Here is a 23270-nt window from a genome sequence, read left to right as displayed (position 1 = left end):
GGCCCGCCGGCGGGGCGGGGTAGGCTGCCGGGCCCGTCAGCGACGCGAAAGCGACAGATCGGCGCAGATCTCTCGTGTCGATCTGTCGCTTTCGCGTCTGCGTCGGGCGGGGCCGCGCCGGGCGGGCCGCGCCAGGGGCCCGTCCAGTCGGGCGACCGCGACCCACGCGAGCCCCCAGCCGAGCGTGAGCGTCGGCGAGATGCGCCGACGTCCGGTGACGGCCACGAGGACGCCGACGAGCCCAGCGACCGCGGCGACGACGACACCCCAGACGTCCTGGCCCAGGCCGAGACCCGGAAGCCCGCTGCCGACAGGACCGCGGCCGTGTTCGCCGCCGTCGCCACACACCCAGCCGAGGTGGAGCCCGAACGTCCCGTCGGTGACGATCGCCTCGACTCGGCCGGACGGCGTCGTGCGCCCCAGCACCACGAACGCCCAGGCGAGCACGCCGGGCAGCGCGACGATGACCGGTTCGCTGAGCCACAGGTACCCGAACTGCACGGACAGGATCCACGCCGCGTCGAGCATCTCCGGACGCTACGCGGTCCCGCTGCCGTTCGCCCACCGGTTGCCCAGGGTGCGTACGGTGGTGCCGTGACCGTCGAGTTGAACACCGTGTACGTGGACCGCATCGCGCCGACGGCGAGCGGCACGCTCGACGACAGCTTCCGGATGATCGAGGAGCACGGTGCCTCGGCGTGCATCGTGCTCGACCGGCCCGACGCCGTCGAGCTCGGGGACGTCGCGGTGGCCCTCGGGCTGCACGAGCTGGCCGTCGAGGACTCCGCCGAGGGGCACCAGCGGCCGAAGCTCGAGCGCTACGGTTCGACCCTCTTCGCCGTGCTCAAGCCCGCCGTGTACCGGGACGCCGAGGAAGAGGTCGAGTTCGGCGAGGTGCACGCCTTCGTCGGTGAGGACTTCTTCCTGGCCGTCGTGCAGGCGGACCCGCGCGGACCCAGGACCGTGCCGCGCGCCCTGCAGCGGATGAGCGGCAAGCCGGGCCTGGTCACCGCCGGGTCGCAGGCGCAGCTCTGGGCGCTGATGGACTCGATCGTCGACGACTACCGCCCGGTCATCGACGGTCTCGAGGAGGACATCAACCAGATCGAAGGCCAGCTGTTCTCGGGCAGCGCCGGGGTGTCCCGCCGCGTCTACGAGCTGTTCGGCGAGGTCGTCGACTTCCAGCGGGCAGCGCGCCCGCTCATCCGGATGATCGAGGACCTGCACCGCGGCGCCGAGAAGTACCACCTGCCGGTCGAGTTGCAGCGGCGGTTCCGCGACGTCCTGGACCACGTCATCCGGGTCGTCGAGCGCCTCGACACCTTCCGGCAGCTGCTGCAGAACGCGCTGACGGTCGACTCGACCCTGGCCGCGCAGAAGCAGAACGACGACACGAAGCGCATCTCCGGCTGGGCGGCGATCCTGTTCGCCCCGACGCTCATCGCGGCGATCTACGGCATGAACTTCACCCACATGCCGGAGCTGTCGTGGACGTGGGGCTACCCGCTGTCGATCCTCGCGATGGTCCTGTTCGCGGCGGTCCTGTACGCGGTGTTCAAGGTCAAACGCTGGTTCTGACCGCGACACCGCGTCAGTCCGCAGGGCGCCGCCGACGGACCGGGAGGCCCGGATCACCCTCCGCGGGTCGGGACCGGACCGCGGGGGCGAGCCGAGCCTCCCGGCCGTCCCGGCGGAGCGCTCCCACTACGCTTGCCGACATGCCACACAACGGTCACGCCAGCCCGGCCTGGGTGCTGAAGCTCGCCGTGGTCACCGGACTCGTCGGGGTCGCCGGCGGGGCCGCGGGGATCGCCGTGTGGCTCGCGCTCCAGCTCATCCAGTTCGTCGCGTTCGGGTACCCCTTCGCCGGCCACCACGAGGCCGCCGATGCACCGTCGGGCCTGAACCGGTTCCTGGCGATCCTGGCCGCCGGGGTCCTGACCGCGATCGCGTGGTGGGCGATCCGACGCTGGGGACGACCCGTCGTCGGCGTACCCGCGGCGGTCGCCGGCAAGCGGATGCCGTCGCTCGTGACCCTCGGCAACGCGGGCGTGCAGATCCTGGCGGTGGGGCTCGGCGCCTCGATCGGCAAAGAGGTCGCACCGCGGGAGATCGGCGCCTGGGCCGCCCAGCTGCTCACGGTCCGGGCCGGTCTGAGCCGGCGAGAGACCAAGGTGCTCGTGGCCTGCGGAGCGGCGGCCGGCCTGGCGGCGGTGTACGACGTCCCGCTCGGCGGGGCGCTGTTCGCGGTGGAGGTCCTGCTCGGCGAGCTCACCCTCGCCACCGCGCTGCCCGCGTTCGTGACGAGTGCGGTCGCGGCGTTCGTCGCGCGGCTGGTGATCCCGGACGAGGTGCTCTACCACGTGCCCGCGATGCACCTCTCGCCCTCGCTGCTCGTCTGGGCGGTCGTCGTCGGGCCGCTGCTCGGGTTCACCGGTGTCGGGTTCGTCAAGACCACGAACCGGCTGCAGGGCATCGCCCCGACCGGGTGGAAGCTCCTCGTGGTGCTGCCGGTCGTCTTCGCACTCGTCGGCCTGGTCGCGGTGCCGTTCCCCGAGGTGATGGGCAACGGCCGGGCCCTCGGCATCGCGGCCATGAACGCCGACCTCGACGGTCCGACCCTGCTCGGCATGGCACCACTCCTGGCGCTGCTGGTGCTCGGTCTGCTGAAGACCGTCACCACCGCCGCGACGATCGGCGCCGGCGCGGTCGGTGGCACCCTGACGCCGTCGATCGCGATCGGGTCGGCACTCGGCGGGTTCCTCGGTGCCGCCTGGCTGCTGCTCTGGCCGGTGGACGGCGGCAGCATCGCCTCGTTCGCGTTCATCGGGGCGGCCGCGTTCCTGGCGACGACGATGCGCGCACCGTTCACGGCGCTCGTGCTCGTCGTCGAGTTCACGCAGCAGGGGACCGACATCCTCATCCCGTCCCTCCTGGCCGTCAGCGGATCGGTCGCCGTCGGGTACGTGCTGGCCCGCCGCCGCAGCGCCCAGATGGCCTGACGACCCGGCCGTCGGCCCTCGCGGGGACGCTGCTGGGCATCCGGTGGACGAGCCGGACCGACCGGTCGTGCCGTGGTTAGCATCGGCGCCAGGACGCGGAGCACCAGGCGCCGCGGCGAGGTGAGGAGCCGGTCATGGCGGGATTCGACGACATCACGAAGAAGGCCCAGTCCTTCCTGCGGGACGGCAAGGTCCAGGACGCGCTCAAGAGCGAGAAGGCCGAGGGCGTCAGCGACAAGGTGTTCGACGGTGTCGCCGACGCCGTGAAGAAGGCCACCGGCGGCAAGTACGACGACAAGATCGACAAGGCCCGCGACGAGGCGGACAAGCGCGTCGGCAACGAGTAGCCCGGCGCGGCGCTGGCCCGACTGGACTGCACCGGGAAGAACGACCACGATTGACGGGTTGTCTGCCGGAGACGCACAGGAGGGCCAGCACCGTGACGATCGTTGCACCAGCGCCGACGGACGACTCCGTCGAGCCGCTCACCGAGGACGAGGTCGCCCGCATCCGGGCCGACTTCCCGATCCTGCAGCACGAGGTGAACGGGCAGCCGCTCGCCTACCTCGACTCCGGGGCCACGGCTGAGCGACCCGTGCAGGTCCTCGACGCCGAACGCCGCTTCCTCGAGCACGACAACGCCGCCGTGCACCGCGGCGCACACACCCTCGCCGCGCTGAGCACCGACGCCTACGAGGACGCCCGGGCCACCGTCGCCCGCTTCATCGGCGCCGCGAACCCGTCCGAAGTGGTCTGGACGGCGAACGCCACCGACGCCCTCAACCTCGTCGCGTACGGCATCCGGAACGCCAGCGCCGGCCGCGGTGGTCCCGAGGCCGACCGGTTCAGGATCGGTGCCGGGGACGAGATCCTGGTCACCGAGGCCGAGCACCACGCCAACCTCGTGCCGTGGCAGGAGCTCGCCGCGGCCACCGGTGCGACGCTCCGCTGGGTGCCGGTGGACGACACCGGCTGCTGGAGCGCCGCCGACGCACTCGCGCACGTCACCGACCGCACCCGGCTCGTCGCGATCGCCCACGTCTCGAACGTCACCGGCATGATCGCCCCGGTCGCCGAGGTCGTCGCCGCGGCGCACGCGGTCGGGGCCCTCGTCGTCCTGGACGCCTGCCAGTCCGCGCCGCACCGTCCGCTCGACGTGCGCGCACTGGACGTCGACTTCGCCGCGTTCTCCGGGCACAAGATGCTCGGACCGAACGGCATCGGCGTGCTGTGGGGGCGCCAGGCCCTGCTCGACGCGCTGCCGCCGTTCCGCACCGGTGGGTCCATGATCACGACCGTGACGATGGAGCACACCGACTTCATGCCGGCACCCGAGCGCTTCGAGGCCGGGACCCAACCCGTGTCCCAGGCCGTGGCGCTCGCCGAGGCCGTCCGGTACCTGGAACGGATCGGCATGCAGCGGGTGCAGGCGCACGAGGAGCACCTGGCGCAGCGGATGCTCACCGGGCTCACCGCGGTGCCGGGCATCACCGTCGTCGGGCCGCCCGCCGGGGTCGCGCGCAGCGGCCTGGCCTCGTTCGTCGTCGACGGGGTGCACGCCCACGACGTGTCGCAGTACCTCGACGCGCAGGGCATCGCCGTCCGGTCGGGCCACCACTGCGCCCAGCCGCTGCACCGCCGGCTCGGCCTGACCGCCACCAGCCGGGCGAGCACCTACGTCTACACGACCGAGCAGGACGTCGACCGCTTCGTCACCGCCGTCAGCGAGATCCGCGGGTACTTCGGCGCCGACGCGGAGGACGCCTCGTGAGCAGCCTCGACAGCCTGTACCAGCAGGTCATCCTGGACCACGCCAAGGCCCGGCACGGTGACGGCCCGCTCGAGCACGCCGACGCCGAGCACTTCGAACGGAACCCGACGTGCGGGGACGAGATCACCGTGCGGCTGCGTCTGGAGCCCGGCACCGACCGCATCGCCGAGGTCGCCTGGCAGGGGGACGGGTGCTCGATCTCGATGGCGTCCGCTTCGGTCCTGACCGACATGGCCGTCGGGCGGACCGTTCCGGAGCTCCTCGCCGTGACCGAGGAGTTCCGCACGATGATGCGCTCCCGCGGTGGCGGCGAGCCGAACGAGGACGTGCTCGAGGACCTCGTCGCGTTCCACGGTGTCTCGAAGTTCGTCATGCGCGTCAAGTGCGGGATGCTCGCCTGGGTCGCCGCCGAGACGGCGGCGCAGCAGGCGGTCGCGGCGCGCTGAGGCGCGGTCCCGGCCGAGGGCGCGGATCGGCGGCAGCCCACCGGACGGGAGGCGCGGTGCCAGCGGGTGCCGTGCCTCCCGTCGCCGTGTCTCCCGTCTGACGCGCCCGCCTCCGACGCCGATCAGTCGGCGACGTCGGCGACGTCAGCCGGGTCGGGCTGCCGGTCGGCTCCATCGCTGCGGAGCGACCGGACCATGCTCCGCAGGAGTCGTCTGGCGGCTGCGCGGTCGTCCTCGTCGAGGTCGCCGAGCATCCGGTCCTCGACGGAGCGGACGGCAGCGGTCGCCGCGGCCAGGTCCCGCCGCCCACGATCGGTCAGTCGTGCCGGCATGACCCTGCCGGCACGGGCCTCGGTGGGCCTCGTGACGACTCCGTCCCGCTCCAGTGTCCGCAGGAGGACGTTCATCGACTGCCGGGTCACGAACGTGCCGCGGGCCAGTTCGGAGTTCGACGAACCCGGGCGCTGGGCGAGCAGTTCCAGGCAGGCGTAGTGCGTCACGGTCATGCCGAGCGGCCTGAGGACGGCCTCCATCGACGCACGGAGCGCGCTCGCGGTCTCCTTGAGGAGGTACCCGATCGAGGTCGGCAGGTCAACGCCGTGTCCGTCTTGACTCATGTCAGAAGTCTGACATACGCTCGTCCATGTCAGAAGCCTGACATCAACAGAAGGAGCACCCCATGCCCGTCACCGGCCCCGACTTCGTCTCCCTGCAGGTCCGCGACCTCGACGCCTCGCAGGCGTTCTACGAGCGGTACCTCGGCCTGGTCCGCTCGCCCGCCGGCCCCCCGCACGCCGTGGTCTTCACCACGACACCGGTCGCCTTCGCGCTGCGGGACATCGTCCCCGGAACCGACCTCGCCGCGGCGGACCAGCCCGGCGTCGGCGTCGCGCTCTGGCTGCACGGCACCGAGGTCCAGGCGATGCACGACGCTCTGCAGGCCGACGGCCACCGCATCGTCGCCGCGCCGATCGACGGGCCGTTCGGTCGGACGTTCACCTTCGCCGACCCGGACGGCTACCACGTGACGCTGCACGACAAGGCCTGACGCGGTCGTCGGCCCCGCGCGCAGCGCAACGAGCGCGGGGCGGCGGACGTCGGCGTCACGGGGCGTCACGGTCCGTGACGCACCCCCGGTACCCGTCGTACGGTCGCGTCGTGACCACGAACCGCGAGCCCCGGCAGATCCGCTTCAACGCGTTCGACATGAACTGCGTCGCCCACCAGTCCTCCGGACTGTGGCGCCACCCGCGCGACCGTTCCCGGCACTACAACGACCTGTCCTACTGGACCGACCTGGCGAAGACGCTCGAGCGCGGTGCGTTCGACGGCATCTTCATCGCCGACGTCCTGGGCACGTACGACGTGTACGGCGGCACGAACGAAGCGGCGCTCCGCACCGGGTCGCAGGTACCGGTGAACGACCCGATCCTGCTCGTGTCGGCGATGGCGGCCGTCACCGAGCACCTGGGGTTCGGGATCACCGCCGGCACCGCCTACGAGCACCCGTACCCGTTCGCCCGACGCATCTCGACACTCGACCACCTGACGAAGGGCCGCGTCGGCTGGAACGTCGTCACCGGGTACCTGCCGAGCGCCGCACGCAACATGGGGCAGACCGACCAGCTCAGCCACGACGACCGGTACGACGTCGCCGACGAGTACCTCGAGGTCCTCTACAAGCTGTGGGAGGGCTCGTGGGAGGACGACGCCGTCATCGAGGACCGCGAGACCGGCGTCTTCACCGATCCGGCGAAGGTGCACCCGATCGAACACCACGGCAAGCACTTCGACGTGCCGGGCATCCACTTGTCCGAGCCCTCCGTGCAGCGTTCACCCGTCATCTACCAGGCCGGTGCGTCACCGCGCGGCATCCGCTTCGCGGCCGAGAACGCCGAGGCCGTGTTCGTCGGGGCGCCCACCCTGCCGCAGCTCGCGGTGACCGTCGGCAAGATCCGGGACGCACTGGAGGCTGCTGGTCGCGACCGGTACGCCGCCAAGGTCTACACGCTGCTCACCGTGATCACCGACGAGACCGACGAGCTCGCCCAGGCGAAGTACCGCGACTACCTCTCGTACGCGTCCGAGGAGGGCGCGCTCGTGCTCAACTCCGGCTGGATGGGCGTCGACCTGTCGCAGTACGACCTGGACGAACCGCTCGGCAACATCGAGTCCAACGCCATCCAGTCGGCCGCCGCGAACTTGTCCGCCGCGACGGGTGAGGACGGCACCACCTGGACGGTCCGCGACATCGCGCGTCAGACGGCGATCGGCGGCCTCGGCCCGGTCGAGGTCGGCAGCGGGGCGACGATCGCGCAGCGGCTCGTCGACATCCAGGAGCAGACCGACGTCGACGGGTTCAACCTGGCGTACGCGGTGACTCCGGGCACGTGGGAGGACGTCATCGAGTTCGTCATCCCGGAGCTCCGGGCCCGCGGTGCCTACCCCGAGGGGTACCGCGAGGGGTCACTGCGGAACAAGCTGTCCGGGCGCGGGGACCGGCTGCCGGAGGAGCACCGCGGAGCGTCGTTCCGGGTGCGGGAGCCCGCGTCGGCGTGACGGACTGACCGCCGGAGGTCCGGCCGGCGCCCCGCCGACCGGCGAGGGCACGCAGGGCTGACCGGCGAGGCCACGCAGGGGCTCGGTCGTAGGGTGGGCGGGTGATGGAGTCGACGACAGCCGTGCGGGTCGCCGAGCCAGGGTCGCGGGAGTTCGATGCCGCCTGCATCGACCTCTGGGTGGCGGCGGTCGCCGCACGTGACGGTCGCCCCGAGGACCCGGCAGTCCGGGCACGAGCGGCGGAGAAGTTCGCCGCCGGACGCGTCGCCTTCGTGGTCGCGCCGGGGGCAGACGGCGCGGTCCGTGGTTTCGCCCTCGTCACGACACCGGGCAGCGGTGGGGGAGCGAGCCCGTCGGACGCCGCGTACCTGAGCCTGCTCGCCGTCGATCCGTCGGCGCAGGGCAGCGGTCTCGGCCGGGCGCTCCTCGTCGCCGCGGTGCAGGAAGCCCGCGCCGCCGGACACGAGCACTGCATGCTGCACGCGCTCGAGGACAACGCCCCCGCCCTCCGCCTCTACCGCAGCGCGGGGTTCCGGCCGGTCGGCGAGCCGTTCCCGCACGCGCTGAGCGGCCGACCGACGCGGACCTACGTGGTCTGACCCGCGCCTCTCGGCCGGGACGGCACGACCGGCGCCCAGTCGCCCTGCCCGGCGACCCGACCGTCCCCGGAGGACCGACCCGTCACTCGACGCCGGACCCACGGGACGACGTGGTCGCGGTAGTACCGGAGTTCCTCGCCCACCGACGTCTTCGTCGGGTCCGGCACGCGCGGGACCGCGGCCTCCGGACCGTCGGCGATCGCGTGCAGTGCCAGGTCGGCGACCCGCTGGTGTCCGAGCGGGTTCATGTGCAGGCGGTCCTCGGACCAGAACTCGGCGCGGCCGAGGTGCGCGTCGCGTGAGACGTCGACGAACGGCAGCCCGCGCTCGCGACTGAACCCGGTCAGCGCCTCGGCCCAGGCGTCACCGCGGGCGTTGATGAGCCGTCCGAGGGGCAGCCGTGCACTCGGGTCCGCGGGGCTGAGCAGTGCGAGCCGGATCCCATGGGCGGCGACGACGTCCGCGGCCTCGGCCAGGCGTCCGAGCAGCGCGTCGACGTCGTAGCCGGGGCGGAGCATGTCGTTGCCGCCGCCGCAGAAGGTGATGAGCGTCGGTGCCGGGTCGAGGGCGAGGGCGGCGTCCAGTTGCCCGTCGAGGACCCCCGCGAGCAGACGACCGCGGATCGCCAGGTTGGCGTACGACACCGGCCCGGACAGGTGGTCCGCCAGGCCGACTGCCAGGCGCCCCGCCCAGCCGGGGAACGGGACGTCCCCGTCGTCGCCGACACCCTCGGAGAAGCTGTCCCCGATGGCGACGTAGCGGACGGGATCGGTGCGGGCGGGCACGGCGGACATGGTCCTCCTCGGTGAGACTCGGTCGTGGCGTCATCCATCGTGCTCCTCATGCGCAGGCCGTGCTGAGGGAAGGCTGCCCTCACCACGAAATGCCCGGTCAGGGCAGCCTTCCCTTGCTGGTGCGATCAGCTGACAAGTGCTTTCCTTTCCTCATGTCGACCGCTGCTGACCTCGCGCTCCCCGTCACCGGGCACGACGACGCTACGAGCGCCGCCCGCCTGAACTGGTTGCGCGCCGGGGTCCTGGGCGCCAACGACGGCATCGTGTCCGTCGCCGCCGTCCTCGTCGGTGTCGCCGGGACCGGCGCGGCCGCCGGACCGGTCCTGGCCGCGGGTACTGCTGCCCTCGTCGGTGGCGCCGTGTCGATGGCGCTCGGCGAGTACGTGTCCGTCAGCGGCGCCCGTGACGCCCAGCGCACCGGGCAGGCCGCACACCAGGCACAGCTCGAGGCCGAGTCCGAGGACCAGGCCACCATCGCCGCGCACTACCGCGGGCTCGGGGTCTCCCCGGACGTCGCCGACACCGTCGCCGCCGAACTCGTGCGCCCCGAGGTCCGGGGCCGCCGTGCCGCCGCCGCCCTCCGCGACGCCGAGGACGAGGTCGTCAGCCCCTGGCGCGCCGCCTGGGTCTCCGCCGCGACCTTCACCGTCGGTGCCGCCCTGCCGTTCCTCGCGATGCTGCTCGCCCCGGCGTCGAGCCAGATCCTCGTCACCGTCGTCGCCGTCCTCATCGCGCTCGCCGTCACCGGCACCACCGGCGCGACCCTCGGTGGCGCACCCCGCGGTCGGGCGACCGTCCGCGTCGTGCTCGGGGGAGCACTCGCACTCGCTGCCACCTACGGCGCCGGGACCCTGCTCGGGGCACACGTGTCCTGACGCGCGTGCGCGGCGCTCGACGGGCGGGTCGCGTCGCGTCGCGCACGTCGCCTCGCGTCGTGCGCGTGGGTCCGGCCCGAGATGCCGAAATGCCGGCATCTCGCGGGTCGAGACGCCAGCATCTCGGCACCCGGACGATCTGCGTGCGGTGAGTTGCGACATCACGTGACGCGCGGCGGTGAGGTGGGACGTGGGTGCGGGAGCGCGCCGACGGACGGGAGGCCCGGACCGCGTGACCGACGTCGGTCACGTGATCCGGGCCTCCCGTCCGGCACGGCGCCGGGTCAGTCCCCGGCGGTCAGCACCGCCTTCGGCACCCGGTGCAGCGTGACGGCACCGACCGCATCGAACGGGTGCAGCGGGTCCGGAGCGCCGGACCCCGTCGGCCCGCCGAGCTTCGAGTCGCCCACGGCGCTGAGCACCGCGTAGGCGTCGTCCGGGGTCCAGCCGTGCTCGTCGACGAGGAACGCGAAGGCGTCCTCGTACCCGCGGCGGATGCTCTCCTGCACCGGCTCGCCGAGCCCGACGAAGAGCCACTCGTCGTCGGTCTCGATGCGTGGCGCGCGGAGCGCGGGGCCGCCCTTGACCAGGTCGACGGAGACGACGGCGGTGCCCTGCGCTTCGATCGCGACGAACGAGGACTCGCCCTCGGCCATGATCGCGTGGATGTCGCCGATCGACAGCAGCGCGCCCGGTACCCGGACCGGCAGGTACACCGTCGAGCCGGGGCGGGCCTCGGTGACGTCCATGTTCCCGCCCTCGGCGTACGCGGGCATGATCGTGGAGTTCTCGCCCTCCGCCGGTGCGGTGCCGATGCAGCCGATCATCGGCCGGACCGGGAAGGCGTGCCTCTTCGAGACCCGTACGACGCCGCCCTCGATCGGGCAGCGGCGGGTGAAGACCCGGTCGCCCATCACGTGCTGCAACGCTCCGGAGCCGGGCAGCGAGACCGACCAGCCGTGCGTGGTCAGCTCGATGTCGTGGATCGTCACCGCGAGGGTGTCGCCCGGTTCAGCGCCCTCGACGTACACCGGACCCGTCACCGGGTTGATCGGTGCCTGCAGCTGGGCCATGTCGTGGTGCTCGTCGAGTTCGGCGTAGACGGCGTCGGTCGTCTCGAAGCCGATCGTCTCGCCGGTGCCGGGGGCGATCGTCAGCACGGGCTCCCGGTCGGCGGAGTACCCGGGACGGCCGAGCGTGTTCGGCAGGTGGTGGTCGGCGGTCATCGGTGGTCCTCGTCCGTCGAGATCGGGCTGGCGGTCGTGCTGCTGGCGGGTGCGCCGGTGGGGTCGCCTTCACCCAGGGTGCCCGGCTCCTCGGAACCGACATCGGTGGAACGGCCGGTGGAGCGGTAGTACAGGAAGACGCCGGCGCCGACGATGAGCCAGACGATGCCGCCGACCTTCGCCTCGACGGCCGCGTTGAGCAGCACGTACCCGATGATCAGGAACCCGATCAGCGGCACGACCAGGTGCAGCAGCCAGTTGCGCGACTTCCCCTTCACGATGTGGTGCACGAACACCGACACGTGCAGGAGCATGAAGCCGAACAGGGCACCGAAGTTCACCAGCGACGAGATCGTGTCGATCTGCCCGACGAAGAACAGCACCAGGATCGCGGACAGCACCGAGACGACGAGGATCGCGTTCTGCGGGACCTGACGGCCGTTGAGCTTGTGCAGGAAGGCGGGCAGCTGCCGGTCACGGCTCATCGAGAACAGCAGGCGGCTCGTCGCAGCCTGCGCGGCCATGGCGTTCGCGATGCCCACGGCCAGGACGTTGACCGCGAAGAACGCCGTCGCCCACCCGCTCGACGACGCCTGCTCGACGATCGTGAAGAACGCGTTGCCCGCCTCGCTGTCCGAGAAGGAGTCGCGGCCGGCTGCGAGGGCGCTGGCGAGCCAGGTCTGCACGACGAACAGGAACGCGACGATGACGAGCGCCAGGATCATCGCGAGACCGGCGCCGCCGCGGCGGCCGGTGGACTCCTCGGACAGCGTGGAGATGCCGTCGAAGCCCAGGAAGCTCAGCACCGCGATCGACAGCGCGGAGGCGATCAGTGGTGCCGACACCTTCGCCGGGTCGAACACCTGGTCGGTGCTGAAGGACGCTCCCGGAACCGTGCCACCGGTCAGGGCGACGATCGCGATGACGACGAAGACGACCACGAACACGAGCTCGATGAGCAGGAAGATCCGGTTCGCCAGCTTCAGGGACGACACCCCGGCCAGGTTGATGACGGTGTTGATCGCCACGAAGACGAGCGCCCACAGCCACCGCGGGGTGCCCGGGAAGATGCCGACCATGCTCTCGGCCGCGAACACGTAGAGCAGGGTCGGGACGAGCAGGTAGTCGAGCAGGATCGCCCAGCCGGCGAAGAAGCCCGCCGTCGGGTGGATACCACGGCCGACGTACGAGAAGACGCTGCCGGCCAGGGGGATCGACTTCGCCATCTGGGCGTAGGCCAGGGCCGTGAAGATCATCGCGACGAGGCCGACCAGGTAGACGAGCGGCACCATGCCGGACGACGCGTTGTAGACGGTGCCGAAGATCGCCCACGGGGCGATCGGCACCATGAAGACGAGCCCGTAGACGAGCAGGTCGGTGGTGGAGACGGAGCGTTTGAGCTCCTGCTTGTAGCCGTAGGCCTCGAGCTGCTGCTGTGCGGAGAGCTCGCTGTGCTGCTGCGACATGTCGGGTTCCGTTTCGGGGAGGAGGGACGGTGCAGGGATGGGCGGGTCAGCCGGTGGGCTGGGCGTCGTGCTCGGCCAGGAAGGCGCCGATGACGCGACGGAACTCCTGCGGCTGCTCCAGGTGGGTGCAGTGGCTGGCGCCGGGGAAGACGTGCTGGCGTGCGTCCGTGATGTGCTGCACGAACGGCTGCCAGGTGGCGGGGGTCGCTTCGTCGTGCTCACCGGCGACGACGAGGGTCGGGACGTCCACCTGGTCGAGGCGGTCGATGACGGACCAGTCCCGCAGCGAGCCGATGACGTGGAACTCGTTCGGCCCGTTCATCGTGTGGTAGACGGTCGGCTCCGCTTCCATCTGCTCCTCGGAGGCCACGAAGTCCGCGGGCATCGGGACCACTCGGCAGACGTGGCGCTCGTAGAAGACCTGGGTGGCGGCGAGGTACTCCGGGTCCTCGACGGTGCCCGCGGCCTCGTGCCGGGTGAGGGCGTCCTGCACGTCGTCGGGCAGCTGCGCACGGAGTTCCGCCGCCCCGTCGACCCACAGCTGCATGGATGCGGGGGAGTTGCAGATCGACAGGCTCGCGATGCCGCCCGGTCGTCGGACGGCGATCTCGGCTCCGAGCATGCCGCCCCACGACTGCCCGAGGACGTGGTGCTCGCCGAGGTCCAGGTGTGCGACGAGCGCGAGGTACTCGTCGACGAAGAGCTGCGGCTGCCAGAGGTCGGCGGGGGCGTCGGGGCGGTGGCTGCTCCGGCCGCAACCGAACTGGTCGTGGTGCAGCACCGTCCGACCCGTCTCGTCGGCGAAGGCCTCGAGGTTCCGGAGGTAGTCGTGGGCCATCCCCGGGCCGCCGTGCAGCACGACGAGGGGCAGCGCACCCGGGACGGGGCGGTCGGGTTCGGTGATCCGGTACCAGGTCTCGCCGTCCTGGAACGGCATCGTGCTCTCGGTGATGCGGGACATGGGGTGAGCATGGCCCGTTGAAAGGTCCCAGGCAAGACCTTTTCCGCTCGTTTAACGTGGCCGTAACAGGACACCCGGGCGACCGGGGTCAGGGTGGAGGGCGGAAGGGGTGCCGGTGACGGATCGCGCGACGGAGACCCGGGTCGACGAGGTCGAGGACCGGCTCGTGACCGCGGTCGCCGTCGGCGAGTACCTCCCCGGCTCCCGGCTGCCACCCGAACGTGAACTCGCCGGCCTGCTCGGGGTCGCCCGCGTCACGGTCCGCGGCGCGCTCGCCCGGCTCGTCGACCGCGGGTTGCTCGAGACCCGACGCGGCCGGGGCGGCGGGACCTTCGTCCGCGACCAGGAGGCCGGCGCCGCCTCGGACTCGGTGGGGCGCACGCTCCTGGCACGGTGGGCGGGGATCCAGGACACGGCCGACGCGATCGCGATCCTGCACGGTGCGCTCGCCGCGGCCGCCGCCGAACGGATCACCGCGGACCAGGCGGCCGGACTCCGGGAACGACTCGAGGCCTTCCGCACCGCGACCTCGGGGTTCGCCAAGCAGCAGGCCGACGCGGTCCTACACCGCAGCATCATCGACGCAGCGCAGAACGACGTGCTCCGCACCACGCTCGCGTCGCTCGAGTCGCAGATCTCGATCGCGGCTCCGGCGCACCTCTGGGGGACCGTCGACGGGATGGCGGCGATGGAGGCCCGGGCGCTGCGGGACCACGAGGAACTGGTCGACGCAGTCTGTGCGGGACGGGTGGCGGACGCCGGGCGCATCGCACGGCAGCACGTGGGGATCGACGTCGAGTTGCTGGAGCGCGCGATGCTCCGGGCGGGACAGGTGCCGACCGGGCCGGTGTGACGATGCCGGACGGGGAGGGCCGGGACACGGGAGGCCCGTGGCGGAGTCGCCACGGGCCTCCCGTGCTGCTGGTGCTGCTGGTGTGGTGCTGCCGGTGTCGTCCGGGTCAGACGTCGCGGCGCTTGGCGACGGTCATCGCCAGGGCGTTCACGACGACGACCTCGGCCAGGAGCACACCGGCACCGCTCCAGCCGTTGAGCGTGATGCCCTTCGGCGCGGGGGCACCCGAGTCGAACTGGTACAGGTGGGCACCGGCCGCGTCGGGCAGGAACTGGGTCACGTCGTTCAGCCAGTCGAGGTTCGCCAGCCCGGCGACGAGGCTGATGACCACGGGCAGGACCAGCAGGATGCCGAGCGTGATCGCGATGCCGCCCGCGCTCGAACGGACGAGCAGGCCGATACCGAAGGCGAGCAGTGCCAGCAGGGTGACGTCCACCGACGCACCGAGGATCGGCATCCAGACGGACGGGTCGGCCAGGTCGGGTTCGAGTCCCTTGCCGACCTGCAGGGCCGTCGAGATCGCGACGCCGATCCAGTTCGCCACCGCGCTGACGACGAAGGTGGTGACCGCGAGGACGGTCGCCTTCGCGACCAGGGCGCCGAGCCGACCGGGGTCGGCGGTGAAGGTCGACCGGATCTGTCCGGTGGCGTACTCGCCGGTGATGATGAGCACACCGAGCACGCCCACGACCAGGGCGGTCAGGTAGACGCTGATCGTGTTGATGCTGACGATCATGGCGTTCGCGCCGACGGTGCTCTGCTCGGCCCGTCCCGGTTCGAAGGCGGACCCGAGCAGGACGGCCAGGCCGAGGGTCAGGACGGCGATGACGGCGTAGCACCAGAACGTCGACCGGATGCTCCGGAACTTGATCCACTCGCTGCGGACGAGTCGGGTGTAGCCGAGGTGCACGTCGCGCGAGGACAGGTCCCCACGGTGGCGGTGCTGCTGGGTCGTCGGCTGGTCGGTCTTCTGCGGGGCGCTCATCGGGCTCCCTCCGATCGGTACTCGACGTCGTCGCGGGTGAGGGCCATGTAGGCCTCTTCCAGGCTCGCGCCGGTCGGGGTGAGTTCGTGCAGGACGACGCCGGCGCGGGCGGCGATGTCGCCGACGGTCGGTGCGTCCGGTCCGACGACGAGGAACGAGCCGTCCTCGCGCTGGGTGACCGTCGCGTTCGGGCCGATGGCGGTGAACAACTGGTCCGGCATCGGGGTGCGGACGACGACGCGCGCCAGGCTCACGTTGCCCGCGTGGTCACCGGCACCGGCGACGAACTCGGCGATCGGGGCGTCGGCGAGCACCTTGCCACGACCGAGCACGACCACGCGGTCGGCGGTCTGGGCCATTTCGCTCATCAGGTGGCTGGAGAGGAACACGGTCCGGCCCTCCCCGGCCATCCGACGGGCGAGCTGTCGGACCCAGAGGACCCCGTCGGGGTCCAGGCCGTTCACGGGCTCGTCGAGGATCAGGGTCTGCGGATCGCCGAGCAGCGCTGCGGCGATGCCGAGCCGCTGCCCCATGCCGAGCGAGAAGCCGCCGACCCGCTTGCGGGCGACGGACTCGATGCCGGTCATGTCCATGACCTCGTGCACCCGCCGCTTCGGGATGCCGTGCGTCGCGGCGAGCGCGAGGAGGTGGTTGTACGCGCTCCGACCGGAGTGCACCGCCTTCGCCTCGAGCAGTGCGCCGACCTGCCGGAGCGGGTCCCGGTAGCTCCGGTACGGGCGACCGTTCACCGTCGCCGTGCCGGAGGTCGGCTCGTCGAGCCCCATGATCATGCGCATGGTGGTCGACTTGCCGGCGCCGTTCGGGCCGAGGAAGCCGGTGACGCTGCCGGGGTGCACGACGAACGAGACGTCGTCGACCGCGAGCTTGGGGCCGTAGCGCTTGGAGAGGTGCTGTACTTCGATCATCGCCGCCCACCGTACGGGGACGCCGGAGCCGGCCGCCTCCCCCTGGAGGCGGAGATCGCGGCCACCTCGTGATCCTGCCGAGCGCCCCCCGTCGGCGACGGACGAACACCGGTGTCCTGCGCCGAACCCTCCCGCCACTTCGGAACGATCGTTCCAAGGCGGGTGTGATGTCACATGGTCGTCACACAGGGGAAACGGGCGGCGCGACCGAGGTCCGTAGCTTCGTGCCCAGGCAGACGCCGACCTCACCCTCTCCCACTCCGGAGGACGTCATGGCAACAGAAGTCGCGGCACCCGTCGCAGCGCCCCACGCCCCCCTCACGCCGACCGCCCCTGCGGGCGCCGGCCTGATCAAGCCCGGTTACGACCCGGCCCTCACGAACGAGGACCTCGCCCCGCTGCGGAAGCAGACCTGGACCAGCTACAACGTGTTCGCGTTCTGGATGTCGGACGTGCACTCCGTCGGCGGGTACGTCACCGCTGGCTCGCTCTTCGCACTGGGGATCGCCAGCTGGCAGGTGCTCGTCGCCCTGGTCGTCGGCATCCTGATCGTGCAGGTCTTCGCGAACCTCGTCGCGAAGCCCTCGCAGCGCACCGGGGTGCCGTACCCGGTGATCAACCGGGCGGTCTTCGGGGTCCTCGGCGCGAACGTGCCTGCGATCATCCGCGGCCTCATCGCGATGGCCTGGTACGGCGTGCAGACCTTCCTGGCCGCCCAGTCGCTCAACATCGTGTTCCTCAAGTTCATCCCCGGCGCAGCCGCCCTCCTGGAGCCGTCGTTCCTCGGGTTGAACGCGCTCGGCTGGATCTCCTACGCCGTCCTCTGGGTGGCACAGGGCGCCCTGTTCTGGATGGGCATGGACGCGATCCGGAAGTTCATCGACTGGGCTGGTCCCGCCGTGTACGTCGTGATGATCGCGCTCGCCGTGTACCTCGTCGCGACCGCCGGCATCGGCAACATCTCACTGACGCTCTCGGTCGGTGCGCCGATGTCCTTCGGTGCGAGCGTCCCGGTGATGCTGTCCGCGATCGCCCTGGTCGTCAGCTACTTCTCCGGCCCGATGCTCAACTTCGGCGACTTCTCGCGGTACGGCAGGTCATTCGCGGCCGTCAAACGCGGCAACATGCTCGGCCTGCCGATCAACTTCCTGTTCTTCTCGATCCTCACCGTGCTGTGCGCCAGTGCGACCGTCCCGGTGTTCGGCAAGCTCATCACCGACCCGATCGAGACCGTACAGGCCATCGGCGCCCCGTTCGCGATCCTGCTCGGCGGACTCACCTTCGTCACCGCGACGGTCGGCATCAACATCGTCGCCAACTTCATCAGCCCCGCGTTCGACTTCTCGAACGTCGCACCCCGCCGGATCAGCTGGCGGATGGGCGGGATGATCGCCGCGATCGGGTCCGTGCTGCTCACCCCGTGGAACTGGTACGGCAACGACCAGGCGATCCTCTACACGCTCGGCGTCCTCGGGGCACTGATCGGCCCGCTCTTCGGCATCCTGATCGCCGGCTACTACATCGTCGGCAAGCAGCGGGTCGCCGTGGACGACATGTACTCCAAGGACCCGGCCGGCCGGTACTGGTACCGGAAGGGGTTCAACCCGAACGCCATCTGGACGCTCGTCACGACCGGTGCGGTGTCCGTCGCCAGCGCTGTGCTCCCGCCGGCCCTCGGGGTCGTCCCGTGGCTGAGCAGCTACAGCTGGTTCATCGGCTGCGGCCTCGGGCTCGTCGTCTTCTGGGCGCTCGAGCGTCGGTCGCCCGCCATGCCGCTCCTCGACGCAGACGACCCGACGGTCGACGACGGCGCCGCCCTCGGCCGCGCCTGACCGCCCTCGGTCGCGCCTGACCGGGGGACCCTCCCTGCACAGGGGCACCGGCGCACCGACTCCGGCAGGTGCCCCTGTGGACAGCCGGGAGGCCCGCCACCAGCCCGCGAGGATCGTCACCGCCCACGCTCCACCCGCTCCACCGGAAGGACCCACGATGCGCATCCGCGTCGTCAACCCCAACACCACCGTCTCGATGACGGCGGCCATCGGCCGTGCCGCAGCCGCTGTCGCCGGACCGGGAACGGTCATCGAAGCCGTCCAGCCCAGCATGGGTCCGGCGTCGATCGAGAGCCACTACGAGGAAGCGCTGGCCGTGCCGGGGCTCCTCGAACAGGTGCTCGCCGGGGAGCGCGACGGGGTGGACGCCACCGTCGTCGCGTGCTTCGGGGACCCGGGCATCGACGCGGCGCGCGAGATCGCCCGCGGCCCGGTGATCGGCATCGCCGAAGGGGCGTTCCGGACCGCCGCGATGCTCGGTCGGCGCTTCGGCGTCGTGACCACGCTCGAGCGGACGACCGGCCGTGCACGCGAACTCGCCGACCGCTACGGCTGCGCGTCCCTGCTGACCGAGGTCCGGGCGTGCGAGGTCCCCGTGCTCCGGCTCGACGACCCGGCCTCCGGCGCCCGGCAGCTCGTGGTCGACGAATGCCGTCAGGTGATCGCGAACGGCGCCGACGCCGTGGTGCTCGGTTGTGCGGGGATGGCGGAGTTCTGCGCATCGGTGTCCGACGAGATCGGGGCCCCGGTCGTCGACGGCGTCAGCGCCACGACCCTCCTCGCCGAGACACTCGTCCGACTCGGGCTGACCACCGGCAAGCACGGTGAGTACGCGCCGCCGCCGCCCAAACGGTTCACCGGGGCGCTCGCGTCCTTCGAGCTCGACGGCACCCGCGCGATGGTCGGAGCGGACGCATGACGAGCCTCCAGACCGCCGCGGTGGCGGACGCCGTCACGCCCCCCGACCTCGTGCTCCGTGCCCGCCGAACGTGGGTCGACGGCGCCTTCCGGCCCGCCGCCATCGTCGTCCGCGACGGGCGTGTCGCGTCCGTCGAGCCGCTCGACACCGACGTCACCGGGCACCACGACGCGACAGTCCCCGACGCCCACGTCCTGCTGCCCGGGCTCGTCGACACCCACGTCCACGTGAACGAGCCCGGGCGCACCGAGTGGGAGGGCTTCGCGTCCGCCACCCGCGCGGCCGCCCTCGGCGGGGTGACCACCATCATCGACATGCCGCTCAACTCGATCCCGGCCACCGTGGACGTCCCCGCGCTGCAGGTCAAGCGCGCCAGCGCCACCGGACGCGTCGCGGTGGACGTCGGGTTCTGGGGCGGAGCGGTCCCGGACAACGCCGGCGCCCTCGCCGGCCTGCACGACGCCGGGGTCTTCGGCTTCAAGTGCTTCACCGCCCCGTCCGGGGTCGACGAGTTCCCGCACCTCGACCCGACGCAGCTCCGGGCCGCGATCGCCGAGGTCGCCGCCCTCGACGCGCTCCTCATCGTCCACGCCGAGGACCCGGACCACCTCGTCGAGCACGACGCCCTCGGCCCGCGCTACCAGGACTTCCTCGACACCCGACCCGTCCAGGCGGAACGGTCCGCGATCGCCCGCGTGATCGACGGTGCGCGGGAGACCGGTGCCCGGGTGCACGTCCTCCACCTCTCCGACGCCGGCGCGCTCCCGATGATCCGCGCGGCGAAGGACGACGGCGTGCGGATCACGGTCGAGACCTGCCCGCACTACCTGGCCTTCGAGTCCGGCTCGATCCCGGACGGTGCCACGGCCTACAAGTGCTGCCCGCCGATCCGCGACGACGCCAACCGGGACGCACTGTGGGCCGGCCTCCTCGACGGCACCATCGACATGGTGGTCTCGGACCACTCGCCCTCGACCGCCGACCTCAAGGTCGACGACTGGGGCCTCGCCTGGGGCGGCATCGCCGGCCTGCAGGTGGGCTTCCGAGCGCTGTGGACCGAGGCCGCGCGCCGGGGGTTGCCCCTCGAGGCGGTCCTGCCCGCCGTGACCACCGGACCGGCGGCGCTCGCCGGGTTCACCGACCGTGGCCGGATCGTGCCGGGTGCGCTTGCACACTTCGCCGTGTTCGACCCGGACGCCGAGTCCACGATCGACGTCGACGCCCTGGCACACCGGAACCCGGTGTCCGCGTTCGACGGGCTCCAGGTCCGCGGCCGGGTCACCCAGACGTGGCTCCGCGGGCGGCGTGTCACCGGCACCACCGACGGCGTCACGACGGTGGACGTGGTCGCCGGGGAGCTGGTGGACCGTGGCTGAGACACTCACCGCCGCCGACGTGCACGTCGGGTCGACGCCCGACGACGTCCTGTGGGGGCAGCTGCCGAGCCGCGACGACGCCCCCGTCCGCGCGGTCGCCCCGGGCACGGTCGTGACGATCGACACCGTCAGCCACGAAGGGCTGTTGTCCGACCAGGGGTCCGACCCGGTGGCGTTCTTCGGTGGGCACGGCGTCGAACCGGATGCCGTGCTCCAGGACGCGATCGACATCGTGCGGGATCTCGACCGGAACGCCGCCGACGGTCCGCACGTGGTGTCCCGACCGATCGCCGTCACCGGAGCCGAACCCGGCGACGTGGTGTCGGTGGCGATCCTCGCGGCGGTGCCTCGGGTGCCGTACGGGGTGATCTCGAACCGGCACGGACGCGGAGCACTCCCCGGGGAGCTCCCGCGCGGTGACGGCCCCGTCTCGGTGTTCGCCGACGTCGTGACCCGCGACGGCGTCGACCACGGCCGGCTGCCGGTGGTGGCGGGCGGTCCCCGCGTGGTGACCTTCCCGCTCCGACCGTTCCCCGGCATCGTCGGGATCACCGTCGACAGCGACGTCCGGCCGCACTCCGTCCCGCCGGGGGCCCACGGCGGGAACATCGACATCGCCCTGCTGACGGCCGGGTCGACGCTGCACCTGCCCGTGCAGGTGCCGGGAGCCGGTGTGTACGTCGGCGATCCGCACTTCGCCCAGGGCGACGGCGAGGTCGCCCTCACCGCGATGGAGGCCTCGCTCCGCCTGACCCTGCGCCTCGACGTGGTCCCGCGTGCCACTGCGCTCCGGCGCTTCGGCGCCCTGGTCGGTCCGATCGCCGAGACGACCGAGTTCCTCGTGCCGACGGGCATGGACGCCGACCTGGACGAAGCCGTACGCCGATGCGTCCGGGCGGCGATCACCCTGCTCCGGGCACGGTGGGGCGTCGACGAGCACCTGGCGTACGCGTACCTCAGCGCCGCGACCGACTTCCGCATCTCGCAGGTCGTCGACCTCGTCTGCGGCGCGCACGCGACCATCCGCAAAGCGGACTTCGACGCGGTGGTGCCGTGCGGCTGACGGGGACGTGGCCCGCCGGCCTCGAGTCGGCGTTCCACGAGTACGAGTCGGCCCTGATGCGGGACGACACCGCCGTGCTCGACGCGCTGTTCGAACCCGGCCCGGGCACCCTGCGCGGTGACGGCGCCGGCCTGCTGCGCGGGCACGGGCAGATCAGTGCGTTCCGCTCGTCCCGCGGCGGTGTCGCCCGCCGGGAACTCGTCGGCGTGGACGTGCAGGTCCTCGGCCCGGACGCCGTGCTGGTCGTGGGCGAATCGCAGTTCGTCGACGGCGGGCGCGGCCTGCAGACCCAGCTCTGGTGCCGGACCGACGGCGCGTGGCTGATCCGCACGGCGCACGTCACCGGACGCGCCCCGGCGTTCGACCGGTCCGTCTGGCGCGTGCTCGGCGACCCGCTCGTCCCCGGCGGTGGTGCCGACGCCGGCCTCGGTCCTGGTGCTGGCCTCGGTCCTGGTGCTGGCCTCGGTCCTGGTGCTCGCCCCGGTCCCCTCGTCGGGGTCCGGGTGGCGGTGAAGGACCTCTTCGCCGTCCGCGGGCAGGTCATCGGCGCGGGCAACCCGACGTGGCAGGCCGCAGCCGCCGTCGAGCACGAGCACGCCCCCGCGGTCGCGATGCTCCTCGACGCCGGAGCCGAGCTGACCGGCATCGCCCGGAGCGACGAGTTCGCCTACGCGCTCGCCGGCCGGAACGCCCACTCCGGGACGACGCCGAACGGTGCGGCACCACAGCGGATCGGTGGCGGGTCGACCTCCGGTTCGGCTTCGGCGGTCGCGCTCGGGCAGGCGGACCTCGGTCTCGGCACGGACACGGCAGGCAGCATCCGCGTGCCCGCGTCGTACCAGGGGCTCTGGGGGCTCCGGACGACCCACGGCACCGTCTCGCGGAGCGGCGTGCTGCCCCTCGCGCAGACCTTCGACACGGTGGGCTGGCTGACACGTGACCCCGAGCTGCTCCGGCAGGTCGTCGGCATCGCACTCGGTGACACCACTGCGCAGCTGCGCGGTGCCGACGCCGGCGCGATCCGGACGGCTCCGCTGCTCCTGAGCGACGCGCTGCTCGACGCCGCCGAACCCGGCACCCGGAGCGCGTTCCTGGCGTGGGTCGAGCGGACCGGTCGCCCGGTGCGGTCGGTCGAGCTGCCCGACCTGGACGACCTCGCCGAGACGCTGCGGATCGTCCAGGCCGCCGAGGCACACCGGAACCACGGTGACTGGGTCGCTGCGCACCCGGGGGCACTCGGAGCCGACGTCGCCGAGCGGTTCGCGGCTGCGGCGGCCGTCACGGCGGAGCAGGAGTCGGCAGCGCGTGTCCGCCACGTCGAACTCCGGACCGCGGTCCGACGGGTGTTCGACGACGGTGTCCTGGCCCTCCCCACGGTGCCCGGACCCGCGCCGAGCCGCACGGCCGACACCGCTGCCGTGCTGGTCACCCGTCGGGCCACACTCCGCATGACGTCGGTCGCCGGGGTCGGCGGCCTGCCCGCGGTCAGCATGCCGGCGCTGCACCTCCAGGACGCTCCAGTCGGGATCTGCCTCGTCGGACCGCCCGGCGCCGACCTCGCGCTGGTCGACCTCGCGATCGACCTGTCCCCCTCATCCGCAACACGTTCGTAACGCG

The 23270-nt window shown here is 72.1% G+C and carries 23 protein-coding genes; 15 read left to right on the top strand and 8 right to left on the bottom strand.

Features of this window, described 5'->3' with window-relative positions; translation table 11 throughout:
* Positions 1-36: 36 nt before the first annotated feature.
* The gene (locus DEJ25_RS15520) at positions 37-528 is read right to left on the bottom strand and encodes a hypothetical protein (protein WP_111045251.1); all 492 of its coding nucleotides are present in this window, start codon (positions 526-528) and stop codon (positions 37-39) included.
* A 66-nt stretch (positions 529-594) separates the two neighbouring features.
* On the opposite strand from DEJ25_RS15520, the gene DEJ25_RS15515 reads away from it, so the two are divergent.
* From DEJ25_RS15515 to sufU, 5 genes are all read left to right on the top strand, one after another.
* Positions 595-1578, top strand: coding sequence for a magnesium and cobalt transport protein CorA (locus DEJ25_RS15515; protein ID WP_258366531.1), 984 nt, complete (start codon positions 595-597; stop codon positions 1576-1578).
* 140 nt (positions 1579-1718) lie between these two features.
* Positions 1719-3002 (top strand): chloride channel protein, encoded by a 1284-nt coding sequence (locus tag DEJ25_RS15510; RefSeq protein WP_111045250.1) that lies wholly within the window; start codon positions 1719-1721, stop codon positions 3000-3002.
* Positions 3003-3136: 134 nt separating this feature from the next.
* Positions 3137-3349 (top strand): antitoxin, encoded by a 213-nt coding sequence (locus DEJ25_RS15505; protein ID WP_110902524.1) that lies wholly within the window; start codon positions 3137-3139, stop codon positions 3347-3349.
* Positions 3350-3441: 92 nt separating this feature from the next.
* On the top strand, positions 3442-4773 hold the full coding sequence (locus tag DEJ25_RS15500; RefSeq protein ID WP_375334568.1) for a SufS family cysteine desulfurase: 1332 nt from the start codon (positions 3442-3444) through the stop codon (positions 4771-4773).
* Positions 4770-5219: a Fe-S cluster assembly sulfur transfer protein SufU gene (gene sufU / locus DEJ25_RS15495; RefSeq protein ID WP_111045249.1), complete on the top strand. Its 450-nt coding sequence runs from the start codon at positions 4770-4772 to the stop codon at positions 5217-5219. The genes DEJ25_RS15500 and sufU overlap by 4 nt, the downstream gene beginning before the upstream one ends.
* A gap of 122 nt (positions 5220-5341) precedes the next feature.
* On the opposite strand, the gene DEJ25_RS15490 is transcribed toward sufU, so the two are convergent.
* A complete protein-coding gene (locus tag DEJ25_RS15490) occupies positions 5342-5836 on the bottom strand; it encodes a MarR family winged helix-turn-helix transcriptional regulator (RefSeq protein WP_111045248.1) in 495 nt (164 codons plus the stop codon).
* 62 nt (positions 5837-5898) lie between these two features.
* Between DEJ25_RS15490 and DEJ25_RS15485 the strand changes: the two genes are divergently transcribed.
* From DEJ25_RS15485 to DEJ25_RS15475, 3 genes are all read left to right on the top strand, one after another.
* Complete coding sequence (locus DEJ25_RS15485) at positions 5899-6267, top strand: VOC family protein (RefSeq protein ID WP_111045247.1); 369 nt, start codon at positions 5899-5901, stop codon at positions 6265-6267.
* 110 nt (positions 6268-6377) lie between these two features.
* Positions 6378-7778: an LLM class flavin-dependent oxidoreductase gene (locus DEJ25_RS15480; protein ID WP_258366530.1), complete on the top strand. Its 1401-nt coding sequence runs from the start codon at positions 6378-6380 to the stop codon at positions 7776-7778.
* Positions 7779-7882: 104 nt separating this feature from the next.
* Complete coding sequence (locus DEJ25_RS15475) at positions 7883-8377, top strand: N-acetyltransferase (protein ID WP_111045246.1); 495 nt, start codon at positions 7883-7885, stop codon at positions 8375-8377.
* Here DEJ25_RS15475 and DEJ25_RS15470 read toward each other — a convergent pair.
* Positions 8365-9171 (bottom strand): SGNH/GDSL hydrolase family protein, encoded by an 807-nt coding sequence (locus DEJ25_RS15470; RefSeq protein WP_111045245.1) that lies wholly within the window; start codon positions 9169-9171, stop codon positions 8365-8367. The two genes, DEJ25_RS15475 and DEJ25_RS15470, sit on opposite strands and share 13 nt — an antisense overlap.
* Before the next feature lie 152 nt (positions 9172-9323).
* On the opposite strand from DEJ25_RS15470, the gene DEJ25_RS15465 reads away from it, so the two are divergent.
* On the top strand, positions 9324-10046 hold the full coding sequence (locus DEJ25_RS15465; RefSeq protein ID WP_111045244.1) for a VIT1/CCC1 transporter family protein: 723 nt from the start codon (positions 9324-9326) through the stop codon (positions 10044-10046).
* Between the two features lie 284 nt (positions 10047-10330).
* On the opposite strand, the gene DEJ25_RS15460 is transcribed toward DEJ25_RS15465, so the two are convergent.
* The 3 genes from DEJ25_RS15460 to DEJ25_RS15450 are packed head-to-tail and all read right to left on the bottom strand — an operon-like array spanning position 10331 to position 13699.
* Complete coding sequence (locus tag DEJ25_RS15460) at positions 10331-11272, bottom strand: acetamidase/formamidase family protein (protein WP_111045243.1); 942 nt, start codon at positions 11270-11272, stop codon at positions 10331-10333.
* A complete protein-coding gene (locus DEJ25_RS15455; RefSeq protein WP_258366529.1) occupies positions 11269-12738 on the bottom strand; it encodes an APC family permease in 1470 nt (489 codons plus the stop codon). The genes DEJ25_RS15460 and DEJ25_RS15455 overlap by 4 nt, the downstream gene beginning before the upstream one ends.
* A 46-nt stretch (positions 12739-12784) precedes the next feature.
* Positions 12785-13699 carry a proline iminopeptidase-family hydrolase gene (locus DEJ25_RS15450; protein ID WP_111045242.1) on the bottom strand — a complete coding sequence of 305 codons (915 nt, stop codon included), beginning with the start codon at positions 13697-13699 and terminating at the stop codon, positions 12785-12787.
* A 115-nt stretch (positions 13700-13814) separates the two neighbouring features.
* Here DEJ25_RS15450 and DEJ25_RS15445 point away from each other — a divergent pair, with 115 nt between their 5' ends.
* Positions 13815-14552: a FadR/GntR family transcriptional regulator gene (locus DEJ25_RS15445; RefSeq protein WP_111045258.1), complete on the top strand. Its 738-nt coding sequence runs from the start codon at positions 13815-13817 to the stop codon at positions 14550-14552.
* Between the two features lie 106 nt (positions 14553-14658).
* On the opposite strand, the gene DEJ25_RS15440 is transcribed toward DEJ25_RS15445, so the two are convergent.
* Complete coding sequence (locus DEJ25_RS15440; RefSeq protein ID WP_110902533.1) at positions 14659-15537, bottom strand: ABC transporter permease subunit; 879 nt, start codon at positions 15535-15537, stop codon at positions 14659-14661.
* Complete coding sequence (locus DEJ25_RS15435) at positions 15534-16463, bottom strand: ABC transporter ATP-binding protein (RefSeq protein WP_111045241.1); 930 nt, start codon at positions 16461-16463, stop codon at positions 15534-15536. The genes DEJ25_RS15440 and DEJ25_RS15435 overlap by 4 nt, the downstream gene beginning before the upstream one ends.
* A 272-nt stretch (positions 16464-16735) precedes the next feature.
* Between DEJ25_RS15435 and DEJ25_RS15430 the strand changes: the two genes are divergently transcribed.
* From DEJ25_RS15430 to DEJ25_RS15410, 5 genes are all read left to right on the top strand, one after another.
* Positions 16736-18295 carry an NCS1 family nucleobase:cation symporter-1 gene (locus DEJ25_RS15430; RefSeq protein WP_111045240.1) on the top strand — a complete coding sequence of 520 codons (1560 nt, stop codon included), beginning with the start codon at positions 16736-16738 and terminating at the stop codon, positions 18293-18295.
* Positions 18296-18452: 157 nt separating this feature from the next.
* Positions 18453-19214, top strand: a complete 762-nt coding sequence (locus DEJ25_RS15425; protein ID WP_110902536.1) for an aspartate/glutamate racemase family protein — start codon at positions 18453-18455, stop codon at positions 19212-19214.
* Positions 19211-20590 carry an allantoinase AllB gene (gene allB, locus DEJ25_RS15420; RefSeq protein WP_111045239.1) on the top strand — a complete coding sequence of 460 codons (1380 nt, stop codon included), beginning with the start codon at positions 19211-19213 and terminating at the stop codon, positions 20588-20590. The genes DEJ25_RS15425 and allB overlap by 4 nt, the downstream gene beginning before the upstream one ends.
* Positions 20583-21653, top strand: coding sequence for an acetamidase/formamidase family protein (locus tag DEJ25_RS15415; RefSeq protein WP_110902538.1), 1071 nt, complete (start codon positions 20583-20585; stop codon positions 21651-21653). The genes allB and DEJ25_RS15415 overlap by 8 nt, the downstream gene beginning before the upstream one ends.
* Entirely contained in the window at positions 21644-23266 is a 1623-nt protein-coding gene (locus tag DEJ25_RS15410) for an AtzH-like domain-containing protein (RefSeq protein WP_258366528.1), read from the top strand. The genes DEJ25_RS15415 and DEJ25_RS15410 overlap by 10 nt, the downstream gene beginning before the upstream one ends.
* Positions 23267-23270 lie beyond the last annotated feature (4 nt).

This window comes from Curtobacterium sp. MCPF17_011, from assembly GCF_003234145.1.
Lineage (GTDB): Bacteria > Actinomycetota > Actinomycetes > Actinomycetales > Microbacteriaceae > Curtobacterium.
The sequence above is the reverse complement of the archived record's forward strand: the minus strand, read 5'-3'. Positions and strand labels throughout refer to the sequence as shown.